20 protein-coding genes are annotated in these 25159 nt (G+C 68.7%); 1 reads left to right on the forward strand and 19 read right to left on the reverse strand.

The window, feature by feature from the left end; translation table 11 throughout:
- Positions 1–292 precede the first annotated feature (292 nt).
- Positions 293–1027 (reverse strand): alpha/beta fold hydrolase, encoded by a 735-nt coding sequence (locus tag ACFY3D_RS12935; protein WP_389978594.1) that lies wholly within the window; start codon positions 1025–1027, stop codon positions 293–295.
- 261 nt (positions 1028–1288) lie between these two features.
- On the opposite strand from ACFY3D_RS12935, the gene ACFY3D_RS12940 reads away from it, so the two are divergent.
- A complete protein-coding gene (locus ACFY3D_RS12940) occupies positions 1289–1759 on the forward strand; it encodes a flavin reductase family protein (RefSeq protein WP_389978597.1) in 471 nt (156 codons plus the stop codon).
- A gap of 247 nt (positions 1760–2006) precedes the next feature.
- On the opposite strand, the gene sppA is transcribed toward ACFY3D_RS12940, so the two are convergent.
- The 18 genes from sppA to ACFY3D_RS13030 all read right to left on the reverse strand — a co-directional run bounded on the left by sppA (position 2007) and on the right by ACFY3D_RS13030 (position 24952).
- Positions 2007–3710: a signal peptide peptidase SppA gene (sppA, locus tag ACFY3D_RS12945; RefSeq protein WP_389978600.1), complete on the reverse strand. Its 1704-nt coding sequence runs from the start codon at positions 3708–3710 to the stop codon at positions 2007–2009.
- A 230-nt stretch (positions 3711–3940) separates the two neighbouring features.
- Positions 3941–6031, reverse strand: coding sequence for a S8 family serine peptidase (locus tag ACFY3D_RS12950; RefSeq protein ID WP_389978603.1), 2091 nt, complete (start codon positions 6029–6031; stop codon positions 3941–3943).
- A 228-nt stretch (positions 6032–6259) separates the two neighbouring features.
- A complete protein-coding gene (locus tag ACFY3D_RS12955; RefSeq protein WP_389978606.1) occupies positions 6260–7861 on the reverse strand; it encodes a glycosyl hydrolase family 18 protein in 1602 nt (533 codons plus the stop codon).
- Positions 7862–8295: 434 nt separating this feature from the next.
- Positions 8296–10596, reverse strand: a complete 2301-nt coding sequence (gene glgB / locus ACFY3D_RS12960; RefSeq protein WP_389978609.1) for a 1,4-alpha-glucan branching protein GlgB — start codon at positions 10594–10596, stop codon at positions 8296–8298.
- Positions 10597–10885: 289 nt separating this feature from the next.
- Positions 10886–12127, reverse strand: a complete 1242-nt coding sequence (locus ACFY3D_RS12965) for a copper amine oxidase (RefSeq protein ID WP_389978612.1) — start codon at positions 12125–12127, stop codon at positions 10886–10888.
- 3 nt (positions 12128–12130) lie between these two features.
- On the reverse strand, positions 12131–12805 hold the full coding sequence (locus ACFY3D_RS12970; protein ID WP_389978615.1) for a hypothetical protein: 675 nt from the start codon (positions 12803–12805) through the stop codon (positions 12131–12133).
- Between the two features lie 93 nt (positions 12806–12898).
- Positions 12899–14392, reverse strand: a complete 1494-nt coding sequence (locus ACFY3D_RS12975; protein WP_389978618.1) for a M6 family metalloprotease domain-containing protein — start codon at positions 14390–14392, stop codon at positions 12899–12901.
- Between the two features lie 142 nt (positions 14393–14534).
- Entirely contained in the window at positions 14535–15905 is a 1371-nt protein-coding gene (locus ACFY3D_RS12980) for a PHB depolymerase family esterase (RefSeq protein ID WP_389978621.1), read from the reverse strand.
- Positions 15906–16215: 310 nt separating this feature from the next.
- Complete coding sequence (locus ACFY3D_RS12985; protein ID WP_389978624.1) at positions 16216–16983, reverse strand: SDR family NAD(P)-dependent oxidoreductase; 768 nt, start codon at positions 16981–16983, stop codon at positions 16216–16218.
- 135 nt (positions 16984–17118) lie between these two features.
- Positions 17119–17895, reverse strand: coding sequence for a 2OG-Fe(II) oxygenase (locus ACFY3D_RS12990; RefSeq protein ID WP_389978627.1), 777 nt, complete (start codon positions 17893–17895; stop codon positions 17119–17121).
- Between the two features lie 4 nt (positions 17896–17899).
- Positions 17900–18658 (reverse strand): aldolase/citrate lyase family protein, encoded by a 759-nt coding sequence (locus ACFY3D_RS12995; protein ID WP_362899307.1) that lies wholly within the window; start codon positions 18656–18658, stop codon positions 17900–17902.
- The gene (locus ACFY3D_RS13000; protein WP_389978630.1) at positions 18655–19482 is read right to left on the reverse strand and encodes a hypothetical protein; all 828 of its coding nucleotides are present in this window, start codon (positions 19480–19482) and stop codon (positions 18655–18657) included. Before ACFY3D_RS13000 ends, ACFY3D_RS12995 begins: the two co-directional genes overlap by 4 nt.
- A gap of 192 nt (positions 19483–19674) precedes the next feature.
- Positions 19675–20517 (reverse strand): aldo/keto reductase, encoded by an 843-nt coding sequence (locus ACFY3D_RS13005; protein ID WP_389978633.1) that lies wholly within the window; start codon positions 20515–20517, stop codon positions 19675–19677.
- A gap of 30 nt (positions 20518–20547) precedes the next feature.
- Complete coding sequence (locus ACFY3D_RS13010) at positions 20548–21870, reverse strand: cytochrome P450 (protein WP_389978636.1); 1323 nt, start codon at positions 21868–21870, stop codon at positions 20548–20550.
- Positions 21867–22466, reverse strand: a complete 600-nt coding sequence (locus ACFY3D_RS13015) for an ATP/GTP-binding protein (protein ID WP_389978639.1) — start codon at positions 22464–22466, stop codon at positions 21867–21869. Before ACFY3D_RS13015 ends, ACFY3D_RS13010 begins: the two co-directional genes overlap by 4 nt.
- A gap of 4 nt (positions 22467–22470) precedes the next feature.
- Positions 22471–22827 carry a DUF742 domain-containing protein gene (locus ACFY3D_RS13020; protein ID WP_389978642.1) on the reverse strand — a complete coding sequence of 119 codons (357 nt, stop codon included), beginning with the start codon at positions 22825–22827 and terminating at the stop codon, positions 22471–22473.
- Entirely contained in the window at positions 22824–23258 is a 435-nt protein-coding gene (locus tag ACFY3D_RS13025; protein WP_389978645.1) for a roadblock/LC7 domain-containing protein, read from the reverse strand. Before ACFY3D_RS13025 ends, ACFY3D_RS13020 begins: the two co-directional genes overlap by 4 nt.
- A gap of 98 nt (positions 23259–23356) precedes the next feature.
- The gene (locus ACFY3D_RS13030) at positions 23357–24952 is read right to left on the reverse strand and encodes a sensor histidine kinase (RefSeq protein WP_389978648.1); all 1596 of its coding nucleotides are present in this window, start codon (positions 24950–24952) and stop codon (positions 23357–23359) included.
- Positions 24953–25159 lie beyond the last annotated feature (207 nt).

The following is a 25159-nucleotide window of genomic DNA, read 5'->3' on the forward strand; positions in this document are numbered from 1 at the left end:
GGGGGACAGGCCGAAACGATCACGTAGGGGGAGGGGGCGGTGGCTCACGGTTCGCTTGGGGTGCTTCGTCTTTGAGTTTTGAGAAAACGCGGTTCACGAGTGGCGGAATATCGCGGTCCTCACGATGGTCACGAGGGGAGGAGAGAGCTTGAACTCGTGGTTTTGGGGCGGGCCGAAGGTGGTGGCGGTGGTGCTGGAGTGGCTGGAGGTGATTTCTCGCGGGTGGAAAGCGGCGACGGGAAGGTCGTGGGGCGATGTGATTCGGAGCACATCGGGCCGGGTGCGGCAGGGGTCAGGCGCGGAGCCAGTCGCGTACGCGGTCCGCGAACCAGTCGGGTCGTTGTAGCGGGATGCCGTGCCCGCAGTCCGCCGCGATTTCCAGCTCGCTACCTGGCAGAGCCTCGTGCAGCACGCGGGCCGACTCCCGCATCAGGGCCCGTTCACGCCCACCGGCGAGGATCAGCGCCTCGCGGGGGAAACGCGACCACTCGGGCGGCGGTGTGAAGCGCAGGTTCTCGCCGACCGCGGCGAGCAGAGTCTGCTTCGAGATGCTCGCGGACGTGCGGACGTAGTCGTCGAGCAGCGGATCGGGGATGAACAGCTGCTTGGCCTGAAGTTTGGCGAACCACCGCTGCCGGGCGAGACCGGCGGTGGCACCGAGCAGGCCGAGGGTGAACCCGGTGGCCGCGATGGGTTTGGCCTGGGCGCTGACCACGACCACGCGTTCCACGAGCTCGGGCCGGTGCGCGGCGAGCAGGACCGTCAGCTGCGCGCCCAGGGAGAACCCGACGACGGAGACACGACCGCCCGCGTTGTGGAGGAGCTTCGTCAAGGCTTCGGCGGTTTGGGCATGGGAGTGGTACGTCTCGTCCGCGCTGCGGTCGTGGCCGGGCAGGTCAGGGATGATCAGCCGGTGGTCGCGCGCGAGACGCTCACGCACCGGCTCCCACATCCAACCGGCGACACCGCCACCGTGCAGCAGGAGCACAGGCGGGGCGTCGGCAGGACCGTATGTCTCGACATGCATGTGGGCCGCTCCCGTCGCGTCGGTTGATGACCATGATGCCAGGGGGTGGCCGTCCGGCCGACTCGGCGGTGATCAGGTGCCGGACCGCAGCGATCGGGCGCCGGTCCGGCGGGCTCATGCCGGGTGGTTCGGAGAGGGCTCATCTCGGGGTCACCCGCCGCCTCGCGAATGGGAGGCGGCGGCGGGGAGGTCGTGGGGTGATATGGCTCGGAGGACATGGGGCCGGGCCAAGCAGGCGATCGGGTCCGGGATGATGGCCGGATGAACGAGTTCGTCGAGGCGATGGCCCAGGTGGTGACCGGGGTGACGATCGTCACCGTGAAGGACGATCGCGACGACGTGGGGGTGACGGTCTCCACCTTCACCTCGTTGTCGCTGGATCCTCGGCTGGTGATGGTGAGCCTGGACAACACCGGATATCTCAACGAGCTACTGCTCAGGCAGGACCGCTGGGCCGCGAGTGTGCTGTCGACCGGGCAGAAGGCGATCGCGAGCCGGTTCGCCACGGCGGGCCGCCCGGGTGCGAGGTTGCTGCTCGCGGGTACGCCGCACCACCGGGGCCCGCTGAGCGAGGCCCTCGTGGTGGACGGTGGTGTCACCGCGTTGGAGGCCGAGACGGTCAAGGTGGTCCCGGCCGGGGATCACACGCTGTTCATTGCGAAGGTCCTCGGGGTCGAGTACGTCGACGCGTCCGTGTTGCCGCTGGCGCGCTATCGGAGCCGCTACCGCTGATCCCGCTCACTCTTTTCTCGCGGGTGGGCCTTTCTCACGGGTTCCGCATGATCTCACGGGTTTCGTACGGGCGTGAGAGTCGCCGCCACGGGAGGCGCGTCCAGTTCGACGCTCATCGGGTGCGGCCTGCCCTTTTCGTACGGGCGCGAGAGTCGCCGCGCTGGGCGGCGCATTCCGTTCGGCGCCGGACGGCGTGAGAGCCGCCCCGGTCGACCGGGGCGGCTCTCACGGCGATGTACGACGAAGGTCAGCGGATCGTCCAGGTGCCCGGCAGGATGAGCGGGCCGTACGAGGGCAGGCCCAGTTCGCCGGCGAGGTGGGCGAGGGGGCCCCACGACTCCAGGCGGACCCTGGCCAGGGCGGCGGCCTTGTCCTCGCTGGACTCCGCGGGGCGCAGCCGCTCCAGGGGGTTGAGCTTGGGGTAGACGCGTACCGGGGCGTCGACGGCCAGGCCCGCCTTCTTGCGGGCGAGGGCGAGGGCGTCCTCCAGGCCGCCGAGCTCGTCGACGAGGCCGCCCTCCAGGGCGTCGGCGCCGGTCCAGACCCGGCCCTTGGCCAGCTCGTGGGCGCGCTCGCGCGACAGGCCGCGACCTTCGGCGACCTTGTTCACGAAGTCGTCGTAGACCCGGTCGAGCCAGGCGTTGATCCGTGCCCACTGCGCCTCGGAGAAGGCGTTGGTGGGGGAGAACATCCCGGAGTTGGCGCCCTCGCCGACGGTCTCGGAGGTGACGCCGATCTTCTCCAGCAGCCCGCCGATGACCGCCTTGCCGCCGAACACGCCGATGGAGCCGGTGAGCGTGCCCGGCTGGGCCACGATGACGTCGGCGGCCATCGAGACCATGTAGCCGCCGGAGGCGGCCAGGTCGCCCATCGAGATGATGATGGGCTTGCCCGCCTTGCGGGTGAGCACGACCTCGCGCCAGATGGCGTCGGAGGCGGTGTACGAGCCACCGGGGCTGTCGACCCTGAAGACGACGGCCTTGACATGGTCGTCGTTGCGGGCCGCGCGCAGGGCGGCGCAGATGGTGTCGGAGCCCATCGCGCCACCGCCGCCCAGCGGGCTGCGACCGCTGCGGCCGAGCCGGATCGGGCCGTTGCCGCGGACGAGCGCGACGACCTGCTCGCCGGGGTGCGGGAGCTTCTTCGCGGACAGCGACTTGGCGTAGCGGCCGACGTACAGCAGGAGCGCGCCGTCGCCGACGGACTCCTTGACCTCGTCGTAGACCTCGTCGCGGTAGGCGAGCCGGTCGACGAGCTTGGCCTCGACGGCCTCGGCGCCGATGAACGGGCCCTGGTCGATCAGCTCGCGCACCTTGGCCGGCTCCAGGCCGCGCCCCTCGGTGATGCCCGCCACGACCTGTTCGGTGACCGACTCGGTGATGCGGCTCATCGACTCACGGTGGGCCTCGGTCATGTGGTCCTGGGTGAAGGTGTTGGCGGCCGTCTTGTACTCGTGCCGCTGGCCGATCTGGTACTCCACGCCGATCTTGCCCAGGGCGCCCCGCAGGAAGCGCTGCTCCATCGCGACACCGGTCAGACCGACGTCGCCGGAGGGCTGGAGGTAGACCCGCTCGAAGGCGCTGCCCAGGTAGTAGGGGACGGTGCCCCCGCCGATCTCGCCGAAGGTCTCGGCGAACGCGACGGTCAGCTTGCCCGAGGCCCGGAAGTGGATCACAGCCTGGCGGAGCTCCTGGACGATCGCGAGGCCCAGCGGCTGGGTGCCGATCTTGACGATCAGTGCCCTGACCCGGTCGTCCTTCCTGGCGCGCTTGAGCCCGGCGAGCACGTCGGTGAGGCTCGTCTTGCGCATCGCCATGATGGCGCTCAGCGGGTCGGCCGGAGGACTGCCGTCTGTCAGGCCCTCGGTGAGGTCGAGCTCAAGGATCAGGGGAGCGGTACGCCGCTGCTTGAAGCGTTCGACACTATCGATGATCACCTTGGTCGCGTCCATGCTCCTCACCCTAAGCGACACATACCGGGCTTATGCGGCTCGGCGGGTTCTCACCCGTTTTCCGGCACAAGACAGGCCCGCAGGACCCGTGGGCCTACGCGGGCCGCGGGCTTTTCGGCTCTCCGCGGACTACGCGGCCTACGAGACCTGCGGGCCTACGCGGTTTACGGCGCAGGGCTTACGCGGTGTCCAGGTCTGCGGGCCTGGCGGGCCTGTACGGTCCGCCGGGGCTACGCGGCTCGGCGGGCGTTCACCTGCTTCTTGAGCATCGTGGTGGACGCGGCGGGGGAGGAGCCCTTCAGGCGTGCCTTCTCGACCGAGGTGAGGACCGTCTTCAGCGTGGCCGTCTCCTTGATCTTCGCGGTGAAGTTCACGCCGCCGTTCGCCCAGTTCAGCCAGGCGGCGAGCAGCTCGCTCTCCAGCTTGGCCCGCGCCGTCTTCTTGGCGGGCTTGAGCACCTTGTACGCGCCGCCCAGGGTGGAGGCGGGCGTGACCTCGGAGAAGACCTTGCTCGCCTTGGCCACCAGGCCGAGGTAGCAGCTCACCGTCGCGTCCTTGATCTTGCCCTTGCCCCGGGTGACCTCAACCGCCCACTGCGCGGCGCTCAGCGTCTTGGTGGACTTGCCGCGCGTGCACACCGTGGCCGTCGCCGGCGGGGGGACGGTCACGGTGACGGTGACCGTCACCGTGGGCAGCGGGACCGGCGTCGGCACCGGGTCGTTCGGCGGGGCCGACGGAGGGGGAGCGGAGCTGGGCCCAGGACTGGGTTCGGGGCTGGGCTCCGGGCTGGGGTCGGTGCCGGTCTCCGGGCCGGGGTCGTCGCCGGGGACCTCGGGGCCGGGGGGAGTGACGGGGGCACCCGGGGTGCCTCCGGCGATCGCGGCGTTCAGGTCGAGGCGGGGAGTGGTCACGCCGTCGTAGGTGATCTGGCGGCCCGCGGTCTTGAGAGCGGTCTCCAGCGCGTCCGGGGCGCCGGGGGCCTTCTGGGCCATCAGCGCCATGGCGCCGGTGACGAACGGGGTGGACATCGAAGTGCCGCTGTAGACCTGGTGGCCGCCGCCCGGCACCGCGGACTCGATCTCCAGGCCGGGGGCGAAGAGGTCGAGTACGGAGCCGTAGTTGGACCAGTAGGGGACGGTGTCGTCGTCGCCCGTCGCGCCGACCGTCACCGGGGCGGAGAAGCAGCCGGGAGCCCCGGCGCCGGGCACGCCCTCGTTGCCGGCGGCGGCCACGACGGCCACGCCCTTGGCGCGCAGGTCGTCGATGCGGCTCTTCATCGCCGCCAGGTCCGGTTCGGCGTCACAGGTTCCCTCGTACAGGCCGCCGCCGAGGCTGAGGTTCACCGCGGCGATGTTCCTGCCGCCGTCCTTGAGCTTCGCGACGTGCTCCAGGGCGAGCAGGAGCGTGGACTCGAACGCGCTCAGGCAGACCCCGCCCTCGTCGTCGCAGTCGTTGAACCTGCTGAAGACCTGGATCGCCACGATGTCCGCCTCGGGCGCGACGGCGTGGGCGATCCCCGCCACGTGGGTGCCGTGGTCGCACAGGTTGACGCTTTCGTGGACGCAGGCGGGGGTGTTCGCGTCGGCGGATCCGGGGTCGTTCGTCTGCCCGTTGGGGCACAGGGACTGCGCGCCCTCGTCCGTCGCGGAGAAGCAGGCCTGCTCCACGACCTTGCCCCCGAAGTCGGGGTGGCCGGCGTCGATCCCGGTGTCGATGATCGCGATCGTCTGGCCGGCGCCCTTGGTCCCGGTGGCGTGCGCCTTGTCCGCGCCGATCACCTGCAGGCTCGTGGCGAGCGAGCCGGAACTCAGCGAGCCCAGCGCGGTGGGGGCGTAGACGCGGTCGCGGCGGATGGAGAGGACGCGCGGGTCCTCGGCGAGCTTCGCGAGCGAGTCGCCGGTGCCCTCGACCACGATGAACGAGGTGTCCGCGGGTTCGAGGACGACCTCGGCGTCGGGCAGCTGCCGTGCCTCCCCGGCGACCGGGGCCGCCTCGGCGGGGGCCGCCAGCTCGACGATGACCCGGGCGCCGTCGGTGTCGGAGGCGAGTCCCTCCTCCAGTTTCGGCTGCGGGGGCGTCGCGTCGGCGGGGGGTGAGATCGGTGTGTCTGCGGAGGTCTCCTGGCCGTCCGTCCCCTCGGCTCCGTCGCCCGTCTCCCCTGCTCCGGCCTCGGCTCCGGCTCCGGATCCGTCGCCCGGGGCCACGGGTGGGCTCTCGCTCGCGGAGGCCGTTGGGGGCGCCGGTACTTCTTCGGCGAGGGCGGGTATGGCGGGCGAGAGGGTGAAAACCAACGCCATGGCCACGACAGCTCGAAGTCGCACGCGTCCTCCGGGGGGATCAAAAGGGCGTTTCGGAGTCTAAGCAGCCATATGCGCCAAGTGAATACTTTGCCCCAGATTTGGAGGATCTTCGGAGAAAAGCTCGGCCCTCGCAGCGTGACGCGCACGGAAAGCCGATCGGCCCTCGCGGCGTGACGCGCGGAGGGCCGAGCGGAGAAAAGCTCGGCCCCCCGCGGCGTAACGCGCTCGGAGGGCCGAGTGGTCGAAATATTACTTGAGGCCGTTGGAGATCGCGGTGATCAGCTCACCGTTGGTGGTGTCGCCGCTGGTCTCCCAGAAGAACGCCCCGCCCAGACCCTGGTTCTTGGCGTAGGTCATCTTCCCGGTGATGGTGGAGGGGGTGTCGTAGCTCCACCAGTTGCCGTTGCAGTAGGCGTAGGCGGTGCCGCCGACGGTGCCGGTGGGCGGGCACTTGGTCTTGAGGACCTTGTAGTCCTCGATCCCGGGCTCGTAGGTGCCCTGGGCCGCGCCGGTGGCGGAACCGCCGGGAGCCGCCTGGGTCACGCCGGTCCAGCCGCGGCCGTAGAAGCCGATGCCCAGCAGCAGCTTGCTCGCCGGGATGCCCTTGGCCTTGAACTTCTGGATCGCCGCGTCGGAGTTGAACCCGGCCTGCGGGATGCCGGTGTAGGAGGTGAGCGGCGAGTGCGGAGCCGTCGGACCCTGCGGGTTGAACGCGCCGAAGTAGTCGTACGTCATCGGCATGAGCCAGTTCAGGTTGTTGATCGCGCCGGCGTAGTCGGCGGCGTCGATCTTGCCGCCGTTGGAGCCGTCGGCCGTGGTCGCCGCGGTGACGAGGGCGTTGGCGCCGAACTTGGTGCGCAGCGCGGAGATGATGTTCTTGAAGGCGTTCGGGCCGCTGTTGTCACAGGTGAGGCCGCAGGCGTTGGGGTACTCCCAGTCGATGTCGATGCCGTCGAACACGTCGGCCCAGCGCGGGTCCTCGACCAGGTTGTAGCAGGAGTCGGCGAACGCGGCCGGGTTCTGCGCGGCCTGGGTGAAGCCGCCGGACCAGGTCCAGCCGCCGAAGGACCAGATGACCTTGATGTTCGGGTAAGCCTTCTTCAGCTTGCGGAGCTGGTTGAAGCTGCCGCGCAGCGGCTGGTCCCAGGTGTCGGCGACGCCGTCGACGCTGTCGGCCGCGGTGTAGGCCTTCTCGTAGTCGGCGTAGGAGTCACCGATGGTGCACCGGCCACCGGTGGTGTTGCCGAAGGCGTACAGGATGTGGGTGAGCTTCGACGCGGAGCCGTTCGTGACCAGGTTCTTCACGTGGAAGTTGCGGGCGTAGACGCCCCACTGGGTGAAGTATCCGACGACCTTCTTGCCGCCGGGGGGAGGCGGGGTGGGGGTGACCGTCGGGGTGGGGGTCGGGGTCGGCTTGGGAGTGGGAGTGACCGTCGGCGTCGGGGTCGGCGAGGGGCCGGTGCCGTTGCAGGCGGCGCCGTTGAGCTTGCAGTTCAGCACGCCGGTGATCCCGCCGGGCGCGCCGTTGAAACCGAAGCTCGTCGAGGCGCCCGCGGCGAGTGCGCCGTTCCACGACTTGTTGACGAAGGTGTAGTGGTTGCCGCTCTTCGTCAGGTCGGCGTCCCAGGACGTGGTGATTGAGGTCCCGGCGGGGAGGTCGAACTCGACCTTCCAGCTGGTCAGCGCGCTCGTCCCGGCTTGCACGACGACCTTGCCCTCGAAGCCTGATCCCCAGTTCGAGGTCGTCGTGTAGGTGGCGGTGGCGGGTGTGGCGGCCGTCGCGGTGCCGATCCCCAGGGGAACCAGCAGCGCCGCCGCCGCGATGAAGGAGCCGATGGTAATTCGTCGCAAGGGTCGCTCCAGGTCAGAGAGTGCCGAGTCCCCGTATTCATAGGAAAGTTTCCTATTAATTACCAGAGCGTAGGTTCTCGTACGCCGACGGTCAATGCCTTGTTCGTTGATATAAGGCCGATTTAAGGTTTTCGGCCGAACGGGCCGTGGCGAGGGTGCCGGAAGCATAGAGCGCGAAAACGGGCCGGTCGCGCGAATCGCGCGACCGGCCCGTTCTCACCTGGTCTGTTGGGCTCTGCGGAGGGGGGTCCGACGGCTCTGTACCGGGGGAGCCTGGCGGCTCCGTTCCATGGGGGAGAGCCCCGGAAGCTCCCGCACGAGTCCGCAGGGGAGACCGCGGAGGGTTCCGGGAACTCCTGATGAGTGCGCCGGGAAACCCGGGGAGTCTGGGAGCTCCGGGTGGGTCCTCCGGGTGAGCCCGGGGAGTGGTTCGGTCAGGCCGGTTCGGCCTCCCGGCGCTCCTCGGGTCCCTCGGGCTCGGTGGCCTCGGCCGCCTCCCGTACGGCCTCAAGCCGCTCCCGCGTGATCTCCTGCTCGGCGGCCTGGACGATCTCCTCCGCGCGCTGGTCCGCGGCGGGTTCGAGCGCGCCGGGGTGGCGCAGCCAGAGGGCGCCCAGCGGCGGGACGCGCATCGTGGCCGAGTACGGGAGACCGTGGCGCGGCTCCTCGGTGGCCTGGACGGCGCCGAGGTTGCCCACGCCGCTGCCCGCGTAGTCGTAGGCGTCGGTGTTGAGCACCTCCTCCCACGCGCCGGGGAAGGGCAGCCCGAGGCGGTAGTCGTCGTGCGGTGCGCCGGAGAAGTTGGCCACGCACGCCACCACCGAGCCGTCCTCGGCGTAGCGCAGGAAGGAGAAGACGTTGCCCAGCGCGTCGTCGGCGTCGATCCAGCGGAAGCCGTCGGGGGAGGCGTCCACGCTCCACAGGGCCGGAGACTCCTTGTAGACCCGGTTCAGGTCGCGCACCAGCCGCTGCACCCCCTTGTGCCCGTCGAAGTCGAGCACCCACCAGTCGAGCCCGCGCTCCTCCGACCATTCGGACCCCTGGCCGAACTCGCCGCCCATGAACAGCAGCTGCTTGCCCGGATGGGCCCACATGAAGGCGAACATCGCCCGCAGGTTCGCGAACCGCTGCCACTCGTCGCCGGGCATCTTGCCGAGCAGCGACCCCTTGCCGTGCACCACCTCGTCGTGCGAGAGCGGCAGCACGAAGTTCTCCGAGTACGCGTACATCAGCGAGAACGTCATCTGGTGGTGGTGGTACTGGCGGAAGACCGGCTCGTGCCTGAGGTACGCGAGCGTGTCGTGCATCCAGCCCATGTTCCACTTGAACCCGAAGCCGAGCCCGCCCAGGTGCACGGGGCGGGAGACGCCCGGCCACGCGGTCGACTCCTCGGCGACGGTGACGATGCCCGGCGCCTCCCGGTAGGCGACCGCGTTCATCTCCTTGAGGAACGCGACCGCGTCGAGGTTCTCCCTGCCGCCGTACTCGTTGGGCGTCCACTCGCCCTCGCGCCGCGAGTAGTCGAGGTAGAGCATCGAGGCGACCGCGTCGACGCGCAGCCCGTCGATGTGGAACTCGCGCAGCCAGTACACGGCGTTGGCGACGAGGAAGTTGCGCACCTCCCGGCGGCCGAAGTCGAAGATGTAGGTGCCCCACTCGGGGTGCTCGCCCCGCGCGGGGTCGGCGTGCTCGTACAGCGGGGTGCCGTCGAACCTGGCCAGCGCCCAGTCGTCCATCGGGAAGTGCGCGGGCACCCAGTCGACCAGCACCCCGATGCCCGCCTCGTGCAGGGCGTCGACGAGGTGGCGGAAGTCGTCGGGGGTGCCGAAACGGGAGGTCGGGGCGTAGTAGGAGGTGACCTGGTAACCCCAGGAGCCGCCGAACGGATGCTCGGCGACCGGCATCAGCTCCACGTGCGTGAACCCCATGTCCACCACGTAGTCGACCAGCTCGACGGCGAGCTCGCGGTAGGACAGGCCGGGGCGCCAGGAGCCGAGGTGCACCTCGTAGACGCTCATCGCCTCCCGCAGGGCGTTGCCCTCCGCGCGGCGCCGCATCCACTCGTCGTCCCGCCAGGCGTAGTCCGACTTCTCGATCACCGACGCGGTCGCGGGGGGCAGCTCGGTGCGCCGGGCCATCGGGTCGGCCTTGGCCCGCCAGACCCCGTCCACACCGAGGATGCTGAACTTGTAGCGGTCGCCGGGGCCGAGGCCGGGGACGAACAGCTCCCACACGCCCGACCCGCCGAGCGAGCGCATGGGGTACGCGGCGCCGTCCCAGTGGTTGAAGTCGCCGATGACCCGCACCCCGCGGGCGTTGGGCGCCCAGACGGCGAAGGCCGTGCCGTCCACGTCCTCGTGCCGCATCACCCGCGCGCCGAGGACCTCCCAGAGCCGCTCGTGGCGTCCCTCGCCGATGAGGTGCAGGTCCATCTCGCCCAGGGTGGGCCAGTGCCGGTAGGGATCGGTGGTCTCGTACGGCTCGGCGCCGGCGTAGGCGATCCGGAGGCGGTAGTCGGGGATCTTGTCGACTCCGGGCAGGGTGACCGCGAACACGCCGTGGGCGACGTGCTTCATGTCGTGGGCCTTGCCGTCCACGAGCGCCTGGACCTGTTGCGCCATGGGGCGCAGCGTCCGGATCGTCACGCCCTCGGGACCCAGGTGCGACCCGAGGATCGAGTGCGGATCATGATGTGCTCCGCCCGCGAGCCGGTCCAGGTCCAAGTGCGCGCTCATGGCTTTACTCCCGTAGATCGATAGCCCCTACCTTGCCCTACTCGGGTGACCGAACCCATGCCCATGTCCGCTATCACCATGCGTATTGGGAAACGCGCGGAGCCAAAGGAGGGGAAAGTCACGATTGTCGGTCATGCGGGGCCATCACAACGCTGTGCGCCGACCGTATCCGATCATCGGCGGCGGCGTCCCGGTTGAACCCGGCCGATTCCGATGATCACATCACCCAACACCGCCCGGTGCCGCCCTGTGCGGTCAAAAGCTGCATAAAGCAGCAGAAAACAGCAGGTCAGTGCGGGTTTTTGGCGGTGACGTCGCGGGGGGTGATCCGGAACCCCTGCCAGTGGCTCGGCATGGGGTCGGCGTCCTCGTCGCGGGGGACGTGGTGGTAGCCGACGTTGACCCACAGGACCGGATCGGTGAGCCGCTCCCCGTTGGTGTAGCGGTCGACGGACAGGGCGCACCCGGGAGACGGGTTGACCGTCGCGAGGCGCTCGCAGGAGCGGTAGTCGGTGACGTAGAGATCGGCCCGGGTGAAGGCCTCGTCGGCGGGTCCTCGGTACTGGGCGGTGTCGGAGTTGTTGATCTCCCAGGAGACGCGGTGCCCGTCGGCGTTGCGCACCTTCCTGTCGACCACCCGCCACCAGCGCATCGGCCTGCTGACGGCCTTGGCCTCCGTCCCGAACACCGTCCGCTGGATCTTGCGGGTCCCGGTGCCGGAGCCGCTGAAGTCGTACTGCTCCACGACGTCGTCCGCCCGGCCCGCCACGTCGAAGTCCAGGCGCCAGAAGATGTTGTGGGTGTGGTTCGCCTCGAACCCGGTGGCGCCCACCCCGATGGGCCAGCCGTGCTCGGGCGTGGTGGTGAACCCGGCGAGCGACCCCGTGGCCCCCACACGCGGGGTGATCGCGCCGTCGTCGGAGAAGGCCCACTCGGCGAGGTAGGTGTACCAGCCGACCTGGAAGGCGGCGAAGACCACCAGGTCACGCCCCTGAGCCGTCATGTTCAGCTGATCGGGGACCGCCTTGAGGTACGCGTGGCCGCGCGCCCTCGTCGTCACGCAGACGAACTGCTCGCGGCGCTCGCCGAGCGGGCAGTCCGCGGCCCGCAGCGGAATGGCGGCATATCCCAGCGAGCCGATGTCGTGGTAGCGGGGCCTGCCCCTGTCGTACGGCACGTGGATCTGGGCGAGCGAGGTGCTGCGCAGCACGGTGATCGGCCGATGGCCTCTCGGGGTGTAGACGATCCCGGTCAGGGTGAGGCCCTCGACGTTGCGCATCTCCCAGCAGAGCTGCCAGCGCGCCCCGTTGGGCAGGGTCTTGTCGACGCGGTACGGCGCGTTGCAGGGGGCCGCGGGAGGTTGCGCGCCGGTTCCCGTCGCCGCCGGCGCCGTCTGCGGGCCGGGGGACGGCGCCGCGCCGGAGGAGGTGAGCTGTGGTGGCAGCGGCGGTATGGGTGCTCTCGGCGCGGAGGGCGGCGCGGCGAGCCCTCCGGCGAGCAGGGCGCAGGAAAGGGTGAGGCGGAGGAACACGGATTACCACTCCAGGGTGTGGATCTTCTTGGCGGACAGGTCGACGACCATCCGGCTGGTGTCCAGCCAGGTGCCGTCGGGCAACCGGACGAACAGCCGCAGGCACCGGTGGACGTCGCACTCCTTGGCGGACCCGCGCTCGCCGTACGGGGTGAAGATCAGCCCGCGCAGCCCCAGCTCCGCCGCCGACCTCAGCGGTCCGCCCCCCGCCTTGGTGTACGCCTCGCGCACGGTCTTGCCGTACCTCGGATGGGCGAGCAGGAGGGCGGCGGCCGTCGTCTCCTCCTCCTTCGACGGCGGTGGCTGCACCCCCCGCGCCACGGTCTCCCGTACGACCTCGCCCCGGCCGAGGTCGACGGTCCGCACGATGAGCCTGTCGCTGCCGTAGTCGTAGAGGTACGCGTCGGCGCGGCGCCGGTCGGAGGCGTCCTTGTCGTCGTCGCGCTCCACGTAGAGCAGCTTGATCCGGCCGGCGGCCATGTGCGACCTGGATCCCGCCGACGCGATCGTGGTGGCCTTGGCGACCTCCTGGCCGGTGAGCGGGTCCTCCCGCGCGGGCACTCGCAGGGCGGCCCCCGCGGCCTGCGACCCCTGCTCGCCGGAGACGAACAGCGCCGCCCCGGCGACGACGGCCACCCCCGCTCCCGCGACCGCCATCACCATCAGTCTTCGCCCCATGAGCACCTTCTTTACTCACCGTTGACTTTTCCTTGCGAAGAGTAGCGATCGGTGAGTGTCCCGGCGGGTCCAAAGGCGTATTGCACTTTTGGTTTACGTTGTTGGTTTTTGGGAGCTTTCGTCCGTGTTCAGGGCCGCGACGGGCCACGTGGTCACGGAGTCGGTCACGGAGTCACTCGGCCATGAGGCGACGATGACGTCGATCGTCATCTCGTCGTCGCCCGGTGTGCCGGAGACCTCGATGGTCACGCCCGTCCACCCGCCCTCGGGCAGGTTCAGCGCCGGTGAGGTGTCCCCGCCGATTCTCGCGTTGCCCAGCGAGGGGTACAGGTCGTTCGCGTCGCCCCGGTTGCCCAGGCTGCCCGGCCTGGCGAGCTGGCGCAGACCGTCGGCCTGCATCAGCTCGATCGCGAGGCGCCGCTCGTCGTCGACGTTGGGAACGGCCTCGTCCACCACGTAGACGGCGACGCCCTGGTCGGGCAGGAACTCGTCCTGGCCTCGCCTGCGGCGGTACTCCACGACGACGTACTGCGTGCTCGTCATCGTCCGGTCGTTGTGGACGACGACGAAGTCGCCGCCCTCGGCCGCCGGCCGCAGCGTGATGCCGCGGGTGGTCTCGGTGACCAGGCGCGGGGTGACCCAGTCGTGGAACATGCGCAGCATGCCGGTCGGGAAGACGGGCGTGACGCCCCCGTTGCCCCACGACCCCGCCGCCATCAGGCAGAAGTTGCCCAGCCCGTGCGACTTGACGCCGGTCTGCGCCCGGTCGGTGTCGTAGTAGTCGGCCCAGCGCGCGGCCAGGTGCCCCCACTCGTGGGCGCAGACGCCGACGTTGCAGTCCTCGGGAACGGTGAGGAAGGTGCTCACCTGGAGGCCGGGCCCGACCGTGATCGGCTGATCGCCGACGGTCCACTTCAGGCTCCAGATGAACCGCAGCCCGGCGGCGTCGGAGAAGGTTTCGGCGCCGGGACCGGCGTGCACGACGAAGAGCGCGGTGACCCGGTTCTCGCCGAGCGCGTCGTAGGAGGGGTCGAAGACGACGCCCGCCTCCAGGGCGGCGAGCACGGCGTCGCGCGCCATGCCCTGGGCGTTGCGCGGGAAGTTGCGCTCGTCCATCCCCGACTTGTCGTTGGCGTAGAAGGCGAGCGTCCGCGGCAGCCGGAACCAGCCGAACACCTCGCCCTGGACGTCGATGCCCCGCCCTTCGGGGTCGCCGTCGAAGCCGCTCACCTTCCGGTAGAAGTCGCGCATGCTGCCCGGCTGGGTGCCGAATAGCAGCCGTTCGAAGTGCGCCGCGTCGTGGGCGGGGTCGTGCGGCCGGTCGTCGAAGTCGACGAGCAGCACCAGGGTTCTGACGACGCCCCTGAGCTTCCTGGGCGGCCGGCTGATCAGGCTCGCGTCGGGAGCCTGCGGGGTGGCGCTGCCGTCGTCCAGGCCCGCCGCGCGCGGCCCGCGACGCTCGGAGCGCCACACCGCGTAGTAGTCCTCGAACGTGAGGTGCTCGGGCAGGATCCCGGCGGTCCTCAGTTCGTGGAAGCGTGCCTCCAGCCTGTCCAGCGCGTCCGGCGCCAGCGGAACGAGATGCATGGTGTCCCCCCATCGTCCGTTCTTGCGGCAAAGGTAGGGCTCGTGGGGGTTCGTGTGGTGAGTAATCCCCTACTCAACCGGTGACCGGTACGACATCGGCTGTCTCCGGGGTCCGGAGACAGCCGATGTCGTGTTCCCGAGGTCAGCTACAGGTCGAGCCGTTCAGGGTGAAGGAGCCGGGGGCGGCGTTGGTGCCGCTGTAGGCGCCGTTGAAGCCGATTCCGGCGGACTGCCCGGGGCTCAGGGTGCCGTTGTAGGAGGCGTTGCGGCCGGTCACGACCTGTCCGGACTGCGACCAGGTGGCGCTCCAGCCCTGGGTGACCTGCTGGTTGCCGGGGAAGGTGAACCTCAGCTCCCAGCCGTTGATCGTCGAGGTGCCGGTGTTGGTGACGGTCAGGTTGGCGGTGAAGCCGGTGTTCCAGCTGTTGGCGCTGTAGGTCACCTGGCAGGAGGCACCGCCGGGCGTCGGCGTCGGCGTCGGCGTCGGCGTCGGAGTGGGGGTGGGCGTCGGGGTCGGAGTAGGCGTGGGCGTCGGGGTCGGGGTCGGGCCTGAGGTGTTCAGGCCGAAGAACTGGATCGCCGACTCGGCCATCCCGCCCTGCGGCAGGTTGTGCCCGACACCCGGCAGGCTGTAGGCCTCGACCTTGACGGTGCCGGTGGAGTCGGCGTAGCGGCTGCGGTTCCAGCCCTGCCGGGGGGTGTCGGTGGAGGTCGGCGTCTGGCTCAGACCGTGGACGTTGGTCCACTGCTTGACCGCCTCGCCCAGGTTCGGATAGCGCAGGGTGGAGTCCTCGGTGCCGTGCCACAGCTGGACGCGGGGCCGGGCGCCGGTGTATCCGGGATAGGCGGCTCGTACGAGGTTGCCCCACTGCTCGGGGGTCCTCACGATCGTGCCGTTGGCGCACTCGCTGTTCCATCCGGAGGAGCTGGCGAAGCAGCCGAAGGGCACTCCCATGAAGGCCGCCCCGGCCTTGAACACGTCCGGGTACAGGCCCAGCATGACCTCCGTCATCATCGCGCCCGAGGAGGCGCCGGTCACGTAGACCCGGGAGGGGTCGCCGTTGTGACGCTGCTGGACGTAGTTCACCATCGACATCAGCCCGACCGGGTCGCTCCCGCCGCCGCGCCTGAGCGCCTCGGAGGAGGAGACGTCGAAGCAGTTCCCGCTCCGGGTGGCCGACGGGTAGATCACGATGAACCCGTACTGGTCGGCGAGCGAGGCGAACTGCGTGCCGGAGTAGAAGGCGGGACCGGAGCCGGTGCAGTAGTGCACCGCGAGCAGGATGGCGGGACGGGGCGCCACCCGGTCCGGGACGTAGAGGTGCATCCGCAGGTTGCTCGGGTTCGTCCCGAAGCCGGTGACCTCCACCAGGGAGGCGGAGGACGCGGGCGAGGTCGTGAGCGCGAAGCCGAGCAGGAGAGGAAGGACCGCGCACGCCATTCGCAGGGCCGTCCTCAGCCGACTCCTCCCCGGTCCCCGGTCGGTCCGGCGTGGAACATCGCTGTCGGACATCGTCGATCTCCTTTCGGCCGTGGCCGATCGCCGGAGCCCCCTGACCTTCGCGGCCCCGGCGTTCGACGTCTCACGCTTGTCGCCGAAAGTTAAATTTGTTAGCCGAAATTTTCAATCACAGGCTGGGGGTGCGGGTTCGCGTCCGGCGTACGCCCTCCTTTCCGCAGCGGTTTCTCGCAGGTGAGAAACACCTTTGGTGGCGAAAGCAGTACGGATGCCCCCGCCCCCTTCGATGAAAGTTTCCATCTCCCTGGCTCGCCGGATACGTTCCGGGTGGCGTGCGGAGGACTCGGGCCCAACGGGGTGGCGCTCAGCCGGGTACGGATTTCCACGGGCTTCCGGCGACGAGCCCGCCGTCGACGCGGATGCTCGTCCCGGAGATGAAGGACCCCGCGTCCGAGGCGAGCAGCAGGCACGCCCCGACCAGTTCCGAGGGCATCCCCGGCCTGCGCAGCGGGCAGCGCTCCAGGATCCAGGAGGCGCGGTCGGCGTCCTCCCAGAGGGGCCGGGACAGCGAGGTCATCAGGAACCCGGGGGATATGCAGTTCGCCCTGATGTTGTATCGGGCCCATTCGATGCACATCGTCTTGGTCACCTGCGCCAGGGCGGCCTTGTTCGCGCCGTAGACGGAGACGCCTTCGAGCCCGATCTCCGTGTTGATCGACGTGACATTGATAATGGAGCCGCCCCCTGTCGTCCGCATGACGAGCATCGCCTCGCGGGCGAGGAAATACGCCGCCTTCAGATTCACATCGGAAATCTCGGTCCACAGTTCGGGGGTGACGTTCGCTATGGGCTCTCTGGTGTTGATGGCGGCGGCGTTCACCAGCACGTCGAGGGTGCCGAATTCTTTCCGCGCCGCGTCCACGAGTTTCTTGGGGGCACGCGGGTCCCGCAGATCGGCCGCCGCCACCGCGAATTCCACCTTCCCCGCCTCCAACAGGGATATGAGATCCGCGCAGCGCTCCACACTGACATCGCTGACGATGACACGTGCCCCCGCCGCGGCGAGCCCCGCGGTCAACCATCCTCCGACCCCGCCACCGGCTCCCGTGATCAGGGCGACTTTGTCGCTCATGTCGAACAGGCTGGCTGGAGCCAGATCGTCCAGGCTCCATGAATTATTCTGATCGTGCGCCGACATCGTTGCGGAAAGGCCGTGATGACTGTTATACATGAGTTGCCCATCGATTGGTGCCGTGGCTTCATGAGGTCAGCTCCAGAGGCGCAGGATATCCGACGTCTGCTCCCTCCCCAAGAATCCTGAAATGCTGACACGCCGCCCCTGTGTCGTCTCTTTCACCGCATGGAGTCGTGTTGATCTGATGATGACCAGGTCGCCGACGCCTGGCTTTATGGTGATGTCAGGTAAAGGCAGGCTTTCTACATCGAAGCCATACGTCCCTGACATGGAGGGGATATTTCGAGATTTGACCCCCTCGTAGGTCAGGTCCCAGACATGTAGTTCTCCGCCGTTCTCCGGGGCCTCCAGATACAGGTTCACCCCGAACTGCTCCGTGAACCGGAACCTGCCGTGGAGGGTCGGGCCGGCCTCGCCGATGATGTCGAAGTGCGGCAACGCGGACATTCCCGCCTCCCAGCTTCTCATCATTCCGAAGACGAGAGGCCGGTCATGATATTTCAGGAGGCCCGCGCCGCCCGGCCAGATCTCGTCGATCTCCGCCCTGAACACGTCCGCCGGATTCGCGAAGGGAAGAAACGCCTCCCTGAGCGAGCGCAGGACCGACCGGGACCGCCTCAGGTATTCCTCCGAGCCGTCTGTCTCACCGCTCACGGTCTCGGAGAAGGCTTTGACCTGGCTTCTGTATATTCTCTGGAGCGAACTCTCCAGGACCGATGGGATCGCATTCAACCGGGCGTGTTCGCATATCCGGTCCGATACGTAGGAAGGCACTTGCAGGGCCAGCACGGCCGGATCGCTCAGGAGGTCCTCCAGGGATCGCTCCAGTGAGTGCGATCTGATCAACAAGTGGTCACCCCTTCTGTTGTAGCTCCGTCAACGCGGCGGAACCTCCGGCGAAGACGTAGCCGGTGTCCGACCCGACGGCGATCAGCGTCGCGCCGTGATCGACCTCCTTTCTCGCGGCGGCGGTGCTCGGGCAGAAGATGCCCAGGGGGACCCCGCTCTCCTCGCACGCGGTGCGGACGCGGCCGATCATCTCGATGAGCAGGGGGTTGGCGAGGTCACCGAGGATCCCCATGCTGCCCGAGAGGTCGTACGGTCCGACGAAGACCGCGTCGATGCCTCGTACGTTCAGGATGTCGTGAATGTTCTCGACGCCTTCCGTGTCTTCTATCTGAGCGATCACGGCCACGCTCTCACCCGAGGTCTCCAGATATCTCGCGAAACTCGTTCCGTAACCGTGAGCCCTCGCTATACCGACGCTTCTCTTGCCCGCAGGGGGATATTTCGCTCGCTCCACGGTGGTTCTGGCCTGCTGGGCGGTTGACACATGGGGAACGATGATTCCGTCGCAACCCGTGTCCAGCGCGTGTTTGATCCATGTCTCCGAGTCGTCGGGAACCCGGATCACGGCATATGACGCGGGCTGCAGCACCTCGATGATTCTCTGCGTACTCTTCAGATCGAGTATGGCTGAATGTTCGAGGTCAAGGAAGAACCAGGAAAACCCGGCTTTCTGGAGCAGCAGTGCCACCTCCGGGGAATCCAGAGTGATCAAAGTGCCCAGCAGGACGTCTTGTGAGTCCAGTCTGCTTCTGAGGTTGTTCACGAGTTGAGTGCCTTCTTGAGTGTCTGGTAGTGAACGCTGTTCTCAATATCGGGATTGAGTTTGACCAATCGCTCCAGACCGGCTGCCCGGACCTGTTTGCCCTCGTTTATCTTCGGCGAGAAATGCCACAGCATGTTGAAGTAGTCGAGCATGATCTTCGCCAGCACCGGATCGGAGATCAGCACCGAATCCATCGATCCCGTCAGGTCGACCGGCGGGAATATGAAAACGTTCACCCTGCCTTCCTTGTAGGTGATGTGCAGGCTGAGCGGATGTGGGAGAGGGCCGATGTAGTCCTGGTCGAACACCGCGAAGGAGACCCGCCCGGTGGCGAGTAGCTCGCAACTCCGCTCGGCGAGCCACAACGACTTCTGCAGGGTGTCCACACTGGCTATGCTGCGGAAACTCTTGAGCGGGCTCCGGCGACTTTTTATGCTGTTGTGGACCTCCGTGAAATACTTGTCCAGACCGGGATGTTCTCCCTTGGGCGGCGACAGGTTCAGGGTGCTGACGGTGGTGGCCCCGACGGTGATGCCGACCAGCTTCTCAAGAAACTCCTCGCTGGTGGTGAAGACCTCGATTCCCCTCGCCGGTTGCCTGAGCAGCCTCTCCTGTCTGTCGCGGATGTTTTCGAGGCGCCCGTAGACATATCCGATGAAGGTCGCCAAAGTGCCCAGGAGATATCCGGCCACGAGATCGAGTGGTACGGGTATCGGCCGGGGGAGAAACAGGTTTATGACTCCGACCGGCAGTGCGACGATCACAAATAGCCCTGACAGCCACATTGCGAGTTTCCCTGCCACGCGAGTCGCCTCGTCACTCAACGCGCCACCTACTCGTGTCGGTGTCCGGCCGATCGTCTGGCGATCAGGTTACGCCCGCATCACGATCCTTTGTAGGCCCATATCGCGAGTGTCAGATGATGATTCGCGCTATATCCGATGTATTCCAGTGATCGGTCACCTTTTTCCGACCGGAATGCATAGGCGTAAACAGATGTAAACAGACGTGAGCGGTCAGGGGGACGGGCGGATGGCGTCGAGACGGCTCCGCTGGTCGTCGCTCAGCCGCAGGCTCGCCGCGGCGACGTTCTGCTCCAGGTGCTCGATCGAGGCGGTGCCGGGGATCGGCAGCATGACCGGTGAACGGTCGAGCAGCCACGCCAGCGCGACCTGGGCCGCCGTGGCGCCGAGCTCGGTCGCCACAGCGGCGATCTCGCCCGTCGGCTCCGAGGCCGCGGGGTGGACGGGTCGCCAGGGCAAAAAGGCGATCCCGGCCGCGGTGCAGGCGTCGAGCACGGCCTCATGCTCGCGGTCGAGGATGTTGTAGCGGTTCTGCACACCGGCGATGTCGACGATCCGCCGTGCCTGGTCGAGCTCGGCGACGGTGACCTCGGACAGCCCGATATGGCCGATCTTGCCGTCGGCCCGCAGGTCGCCCAGCGTTCCGACCTGGTCGGCGAGTGGCACCTCCGGGTCGATGCGGTGCAACTGGAGGAGATCGAGCCGGTCGACCCGGAGTCGGCGCAGGGCCCGTTCGACCTGATCCCGCAGGACCTCCGGCCGCCCGCACAGGGCCGCGTCGCGCGGCGGGTCCGGTGGCACGACGCCCACCTTCGTCGTGATGAGCGTCCCATCCCGATAGGGATACAGCGCCTCGACGAGGAGTTCCTCGTTCGCGCCCCACCCGTACAGATACGCGGTGTCGATCAGCGTGACACCCAACTCGACGGCGCGCCGGACCACTTCGACGGCACTCTTACGGGCCTCGCCGGGCTCGGTCGGCAAATGCATCGCCCCGAACCCGAGCCGCCGTACGTCGATCGTGCCTCCGATGCGGAATGTGTTGGCTTCTCCCATTTTCGAGAAGTTATCAACACCCGGGGCGCTTCAGGTGCTCCACGGGCGGCCGGTCGGCACGATCGGGCTGAACCGTACGGGCAGGGCCTCCAGGCTGCGAATCCACAGCGAAGGGCGCCACCGCAGCTCGTCGGGTTTCACGGTGAGATAGACGTCGGGCAACCGGTCGAGGAGGATCTCCACGGCCGTCTTGGCGATGATCTCGCCGAGCTCGGGCGCGGGGAAGGGGCAACCGTGCTCGCCGTGGCCGAAGGACATGTGCGCCCGGTTGGCGCCGGAGCCGGCATGGGCGGCCGGTTGCACCTGCGGATCGGCGTTGGCCGCGGCGACGCCGAGCACCAGCATGTCGCCCCGGCGGATGCGCCGCCCGCCCAGCTCGCAGTCCTGCACGGCCCAGCGTGAGGGCAGGTTCGGCGAGGGCGGGTCCTTCCACAGCACCTCGTTCAGCGCCTCGCCGACGCTGCTGCGACCGCCCTGCAGGCTCATCGAGAAGTGGTCGTCCACCAGCATCAGCCGCAGGGCGCTGCCGATCCAGTTGGCGCTGCTGTCCTGGGAGGCGATGATCACCATGATCAGGTCCTGGACGATCTCCTCGTCGGTGAGCCGCGCGGGGTGCGCCACCATGTACGAGGTGACGTCGTGGCCCGGCAGGGTGCGCTTGTCGGCGACGAGCCGGCTCAGCTTGTCCAGAATCCGGGAAATCGCCGAGAGGGCATCCTCGCTCCCGCTCAGCACGTTGTTGACGTCCTCGACCAGTACCGGCAGGTCGGTCTCCGCCAGCCCGAACAGCCGGGTGACGACCTGAGCCGGAATCCGGTAGGCGTACTGGGAGATCAGATCGGTCTGGCCGTTCCCGGAGAACTCGTCGATCGCGAGGTCGGCGATCCGCTCGCAGATCATGGCCAGCTCGGTGCGGTCGACGCTGTCCAGCGCGTCGCTGATGGCGCCGATCCGCCGCTGGTGATCGGCTCCCTCGGAGTACATCACGGACGGTTGCCACGTCACGTACGGGCGCGACGGCCAGTCAGGGGGGAGGTGGTCCTGCAGGTTCCAGCGCCTGGGGTCGCGGCCGAACAACTGCGGCTGGCTGGCGACATGGTGCAGTTCGCGATAGCCGATCACGTACCAGACGGGCATGCCGTCGAGGAGAACGGGGACGACGGCTCCGTGCTCGCGACGCATCTCCTGGAACAGCGCGGTCGGGTCGTCGCCGATCAGCGACGCGTGCAGCCGTACGGCGTCGGCGTGGTCGGCGTATCCCTCCAGCGGCTCCCGTCCCCCCTCGGGATCCCGCGAGGTGGGCGAGGCGGCGGACGGGTCTGTGGAGTCGGGCAGGGGAGGGGAGTTCGTCACGGCATGCTCTCTCGGGCGGGCGACTGGTCGTAGGTGCGGGTGAGGTGCTCGATGAGCGTGATCAGCACGTGCTTGGACGAGGACCGCTCTCTCGCGTCGCAGTCGATGAGCGGGACCTCGGGCGACAGCGCCAGCGCCTCGCGTACCGAATCCAGGGTGGGCCCGTCGCTGAAGCGGTTGACCGCGACGACGAACGGGGTCCGGTGGTGCTCCAGCCGGTCGATGGAGTACCAGGAATCCTCCAGGCGGCGGGCGTCCACCAGGACGACCGCGCCCAGACTGCCGGCGAACAACTGGTCCCACACGAACCAGAACCGCTGCTGACCGGGCGCGCCGAACAGATAGAGCACCTTGCTCTCGTTCAGCGTGATCCGGCCGAAGTCGAAGGCCACCGTGGTGGTCGACTTGTTCCGTACCTGGCTGGCGTCGTCGATGCCCACGCTCGCCTGGGTCATGACCTCCTCGGTGCTCAGCGGGCGGATCTCGCTCACCGAGCCGACCAAGGTCGTCTTTCCCGCCCCGAACCCGCCGACGATCACGATTTTCAGGGCGTCCGCGGCGGTCGTGCGGAGTGGCGTTCGCGCGGCGGCCGCCATCTGGTCAGAGGTTGTGGAGTGCAACGAGCACCTGCCTCAGGATTTCGGGATCCGGTCGTCCGGCCTGTGCGGCGATCGACGGATGACGGACGGTGATGCGACCGGTGTCCAGCAGGTCGCGCAGCAGGATCTTCACCACGCTGACCGGCAGTCGCAGTTCCGCCGAGATCTCCACCACCGCCGTCGGCCGCTGGGCCATCCGCAGGATCTTGATGTGCTCGGACTGCATACCGGGGGTGGGGGCGCACTCGCTGACGATGAGGGAGACGGAGTCGAATGTCTTCTCATCGGCGCTGGTACGTCCCCCGGTGACCGTGTAGAGCCGGTCGGGGTCTTCTCGGTCGATGGCTCGCCGTGTCATCCGTGGTCGTCGCCGTTCTTTGTTTGCCGCGGTGCCGCGGTGAGGTAGACCCCGATCTGCTCCACCAGTTCGTTCATGTTGTGCGCGATGAGTCCCACCTCGCCGTCCTCGTCGGCCACCACGGCCAGGTGGGCGCCGTCCCCGGCCGGCACGATGAGCAGCAGTCCACCGGCGAACTCCACCATCGCCTGCCCCGCTCCGATGCCGTCCCCGAACTCGGCGGAGGCGCTCAGCGAGAGACTCTGGATCCCGGCGGCCAGGGCGGAGAGCTGGTCGGCACCGTCCCGGCCGAGGCCGGCGGTGAAGCTCATCTTCAGGCCGTCCCTGGTCAGCACCAGCACATGCCTGATCCCCGGGGTCTTCTCCTTGAGGTTCTCCAGTAGCCAGTCGAAGTCACGATCGGTGGTGTTCGAAGCGTCGGTTGTGCTCATAGAAACGACGGGGTGCCCCTGCGGCGCGGGCCCGGGAGGGACGGCCCCTGCCTCCTCATCTGTGAATCCAAAGATGTCCGGTGGTCGGCGGACACGTGTCAAGAGTCGCCCGGGTCCGGGGAAGGGGCCGGAGGGGACGTAGGTCCACGGCCGCCGGCCTGGCGGAACGCGGCGAACCTCGCGGCCGAGTCACGCCCCTCGCGCGCGGGCTTGGCCGGCGACGCCTGCCGAGCCCTGGTCGCCTCGGCCAGCGTCTGCCCTCGGCGTCGTCTGGGCAGCAGGTCTTCGGACTCGTCGGCCGGCCCCTCCTGCGCGGGTATGGCCGGTGCCGGCACAGCAGTCCGCACGGCGGTTTGCGCGCCGCCCTGTACGGGGGTCCGTACGGGGCGGCGGACCAAAGCCTCGGCGTCGGGCGACACGGTGATCGACAGGGGCTGCGTGATCAGCAGGCGCGGGATCAGCATCACGACCCCCATGCCACCGCGGGCGGACGACCGGAAGCTGACCGTCATCCCGTACTTGTCGACCAGGCGTCCCACGACCGCCAGGCCCAGCCGGGTACCGGACAGCGTCCGCATGTCGAGCGGCTCGGACACGATCCTGGTGGCGTGCTGCCGCTCGCGCGGGCGCATCCCCAGGCCACTGTCCTCGATCGTGATCACTACGCCGGCGTCCTCCTCGTCCACGTACACGTGGACCTCGGTGCCGTGCGCCGAGAACGTGGCGGCGTTGTCCATCAACTCGGCCAGCGCGTGCATCACGCCCTCGGCCGCGTATCCCGCGACGGCGGCGGTGCTGGTGGAGTGCAGCCGGATGCGCCGGTAGCCGCCGATGCGGCCCATCGCGCCGCGCAGGACGCTCTCCATGACGATCGGCCGGGTCCATCGCCGCCCGGAACGGCCGCCGCTCAGCAGCGCGACGTTGTCCGCCAACCGGCTCACCTGGGAGATGCGGTGGTCCAGGTCCAGCAGCTCGGCGAACACCTCCTCGTGCTCGCCGTATTGCTCCTCCAGCTCGCGCAGCCGGGCGAGCAGGCTGGTGGCCTGTGCCTGCACCCGGGCCGCGGCCCCGGCGCACGCCGCCATCACGGCGGTGCCCCGGCGCTCGCTCTCGGAGAGCTGCCGCGCCGTCTCGCGCAGCAGGTCGCGCAGCGGCTCGTGCTCCGGCTGGTGTATCTCGGCCAGCGCGGCGTTCACCGACATCCGGTTCGTCTGGATCCGCCTGACCAGTTCCGGCAGCGTGTCGTCGATCAGCCGGGAGAGCTCGTCCTCGACCGTCTCACGGGACACCTGGACGACGGCGCGCTCGCGTTCGAGCAGTTCGAGCTCGTGCGCGGCCGAGCCGAGCAGGTGCCGCAGCGGGCCCTCCGGAGGCTGCGGCACCTGGGAGAGCGCGTCGGCGACCGAGGCGCCTTCGCGCACCTGACGCCCCAGCGAGGGCAGTGACTCCTCGGCCATTCGCAGCGTTTCCCGCTCCAGCCAGGTGAACCGCGCGCCGGCCCACTCGGCCTGCTCACGCAGCCGGTTACCGGTGCCGGCGTAGTGGACGGCGGCGGCGACGGCGCCGGACAGCAGCAGGGCCGAGACCCCGCCGACGAGCGCCATCAGCCCTCTGGCCTCGTAGGGGGCGGCGTATATCGCCCACAACCACGCGCAGGCCGTAATGACCATGGTGCCGAGAGCGGCGAGGACCACCAACTCCCTCGGTGAAAACCTTCTCCGCGCCCGGTGGGGTGCATCTACTGACATCGGCGTCCTCGGGGGTGGCGGCAGGGCATGACAGGGCCACGTCGAACCTGCTGTTCCTCCGGTAAGACGGGACGGCCATGCGATGCCGTTTCAACAGCAGAGCGTGAACAGGCAGACACCGTAGCATCACGGCTACGACCAAGAACAGACAGT

Source organism: Streptosporangium sp. NPDC000509 (assembly GCF_042898365.1).
Lineage (GTDB): Bacteria > Actinomycetota > Actinomycetes > Streptosporangiales > Streptosporangiaceae > Streptosporangium.

Bases quoted from the DNA above. Each gene is read 5' to 3' on its own strand.
- ACFY3D_RS12935 (WP_389978594.1), bottom strand. From the start codon at position 1,027: ATGCATGTCGAGACATACGGTCCTGCCGACGCCCCGCCTGTGCTCCTG.
- ACFY3D_RS12940 (WP_389978597.1), top strand. From the start codon at position 1,289: ATGAACGAGTTCGTCGAGGCGATGGCCCAGGTGGTGACCGGGGTGACG.
- sppA (WP_389978600.1), bottom strand. From the start codon at position 3,710: ATGGACGCGACCAAGGTGATCATCGATAGTGTCGAACGCTTCAAGCAG.
- glgB (WP_389978609.1), bottom strand. From the start codon at position 10,596: ATGAGCGCGCACTTGGACCTGGACCGGCTCGCGGGCGGAGCACATCAT.
- ACFY3D_RS12970 (WP_389978615.1), bottom strand. From the start codon at position 12,805: ATGGGGCGAAGACTGATGGTGATGGCGGTCGCGGGAGCGGGGGTGGCC.
- ACFY3D_RS12975 (WP_389978618.1), bottom strand. From the start codon at position 14,392: ATGCATCTCGTTCCGCTGGCGCCGGACGCGCTGGACAGGCTGGAGGCA.
- ACFY3D_RS12980 (WP_389978621.1), bottom strand. From the start codon at position 15,905: ATGTCCGACAGCGATGTTCCACGCCGGACCGACCGGGGACCGGGGAGG.
- ACFY3D_RS12985 (WP_389978624.1), bottom strand. From the start codon at position 16,983: ATGAGCGACAAAGTCGCCCTGATCACGGGAGCCGGTGGCGGGGTCGGA.
- ACFY3D_RS13005 (WP_389978633.1), bottom strand. From the start codon at position 20,517: ATGGGAGAAGCCAACACATTCCGCATCGGAGGCACGATCGACGTACGG.
- ACFY3D_RS13015 (WP_389978639.1), bottom strand. From the start codon at position 22,466: ATGGCGGCCGCCGCGCGAACGCCACTCCGCACGACCGCCGCGGACGCC.
- ACFY3D_RS13020 (WP_389978642.1), bottom strand. From the start codon at position 22,827: ATGACACGGCGAGCCATCGACCGAGAAGACCCCGACCGGCTCTACACG.
- ACFY3D_RS13025 (WP_389978645.1), bottom strand. From the start codon at position 23,258: ATGAGCACAACCGACGCTTCGAACACCACCGATCGTGACTTCGACTGG.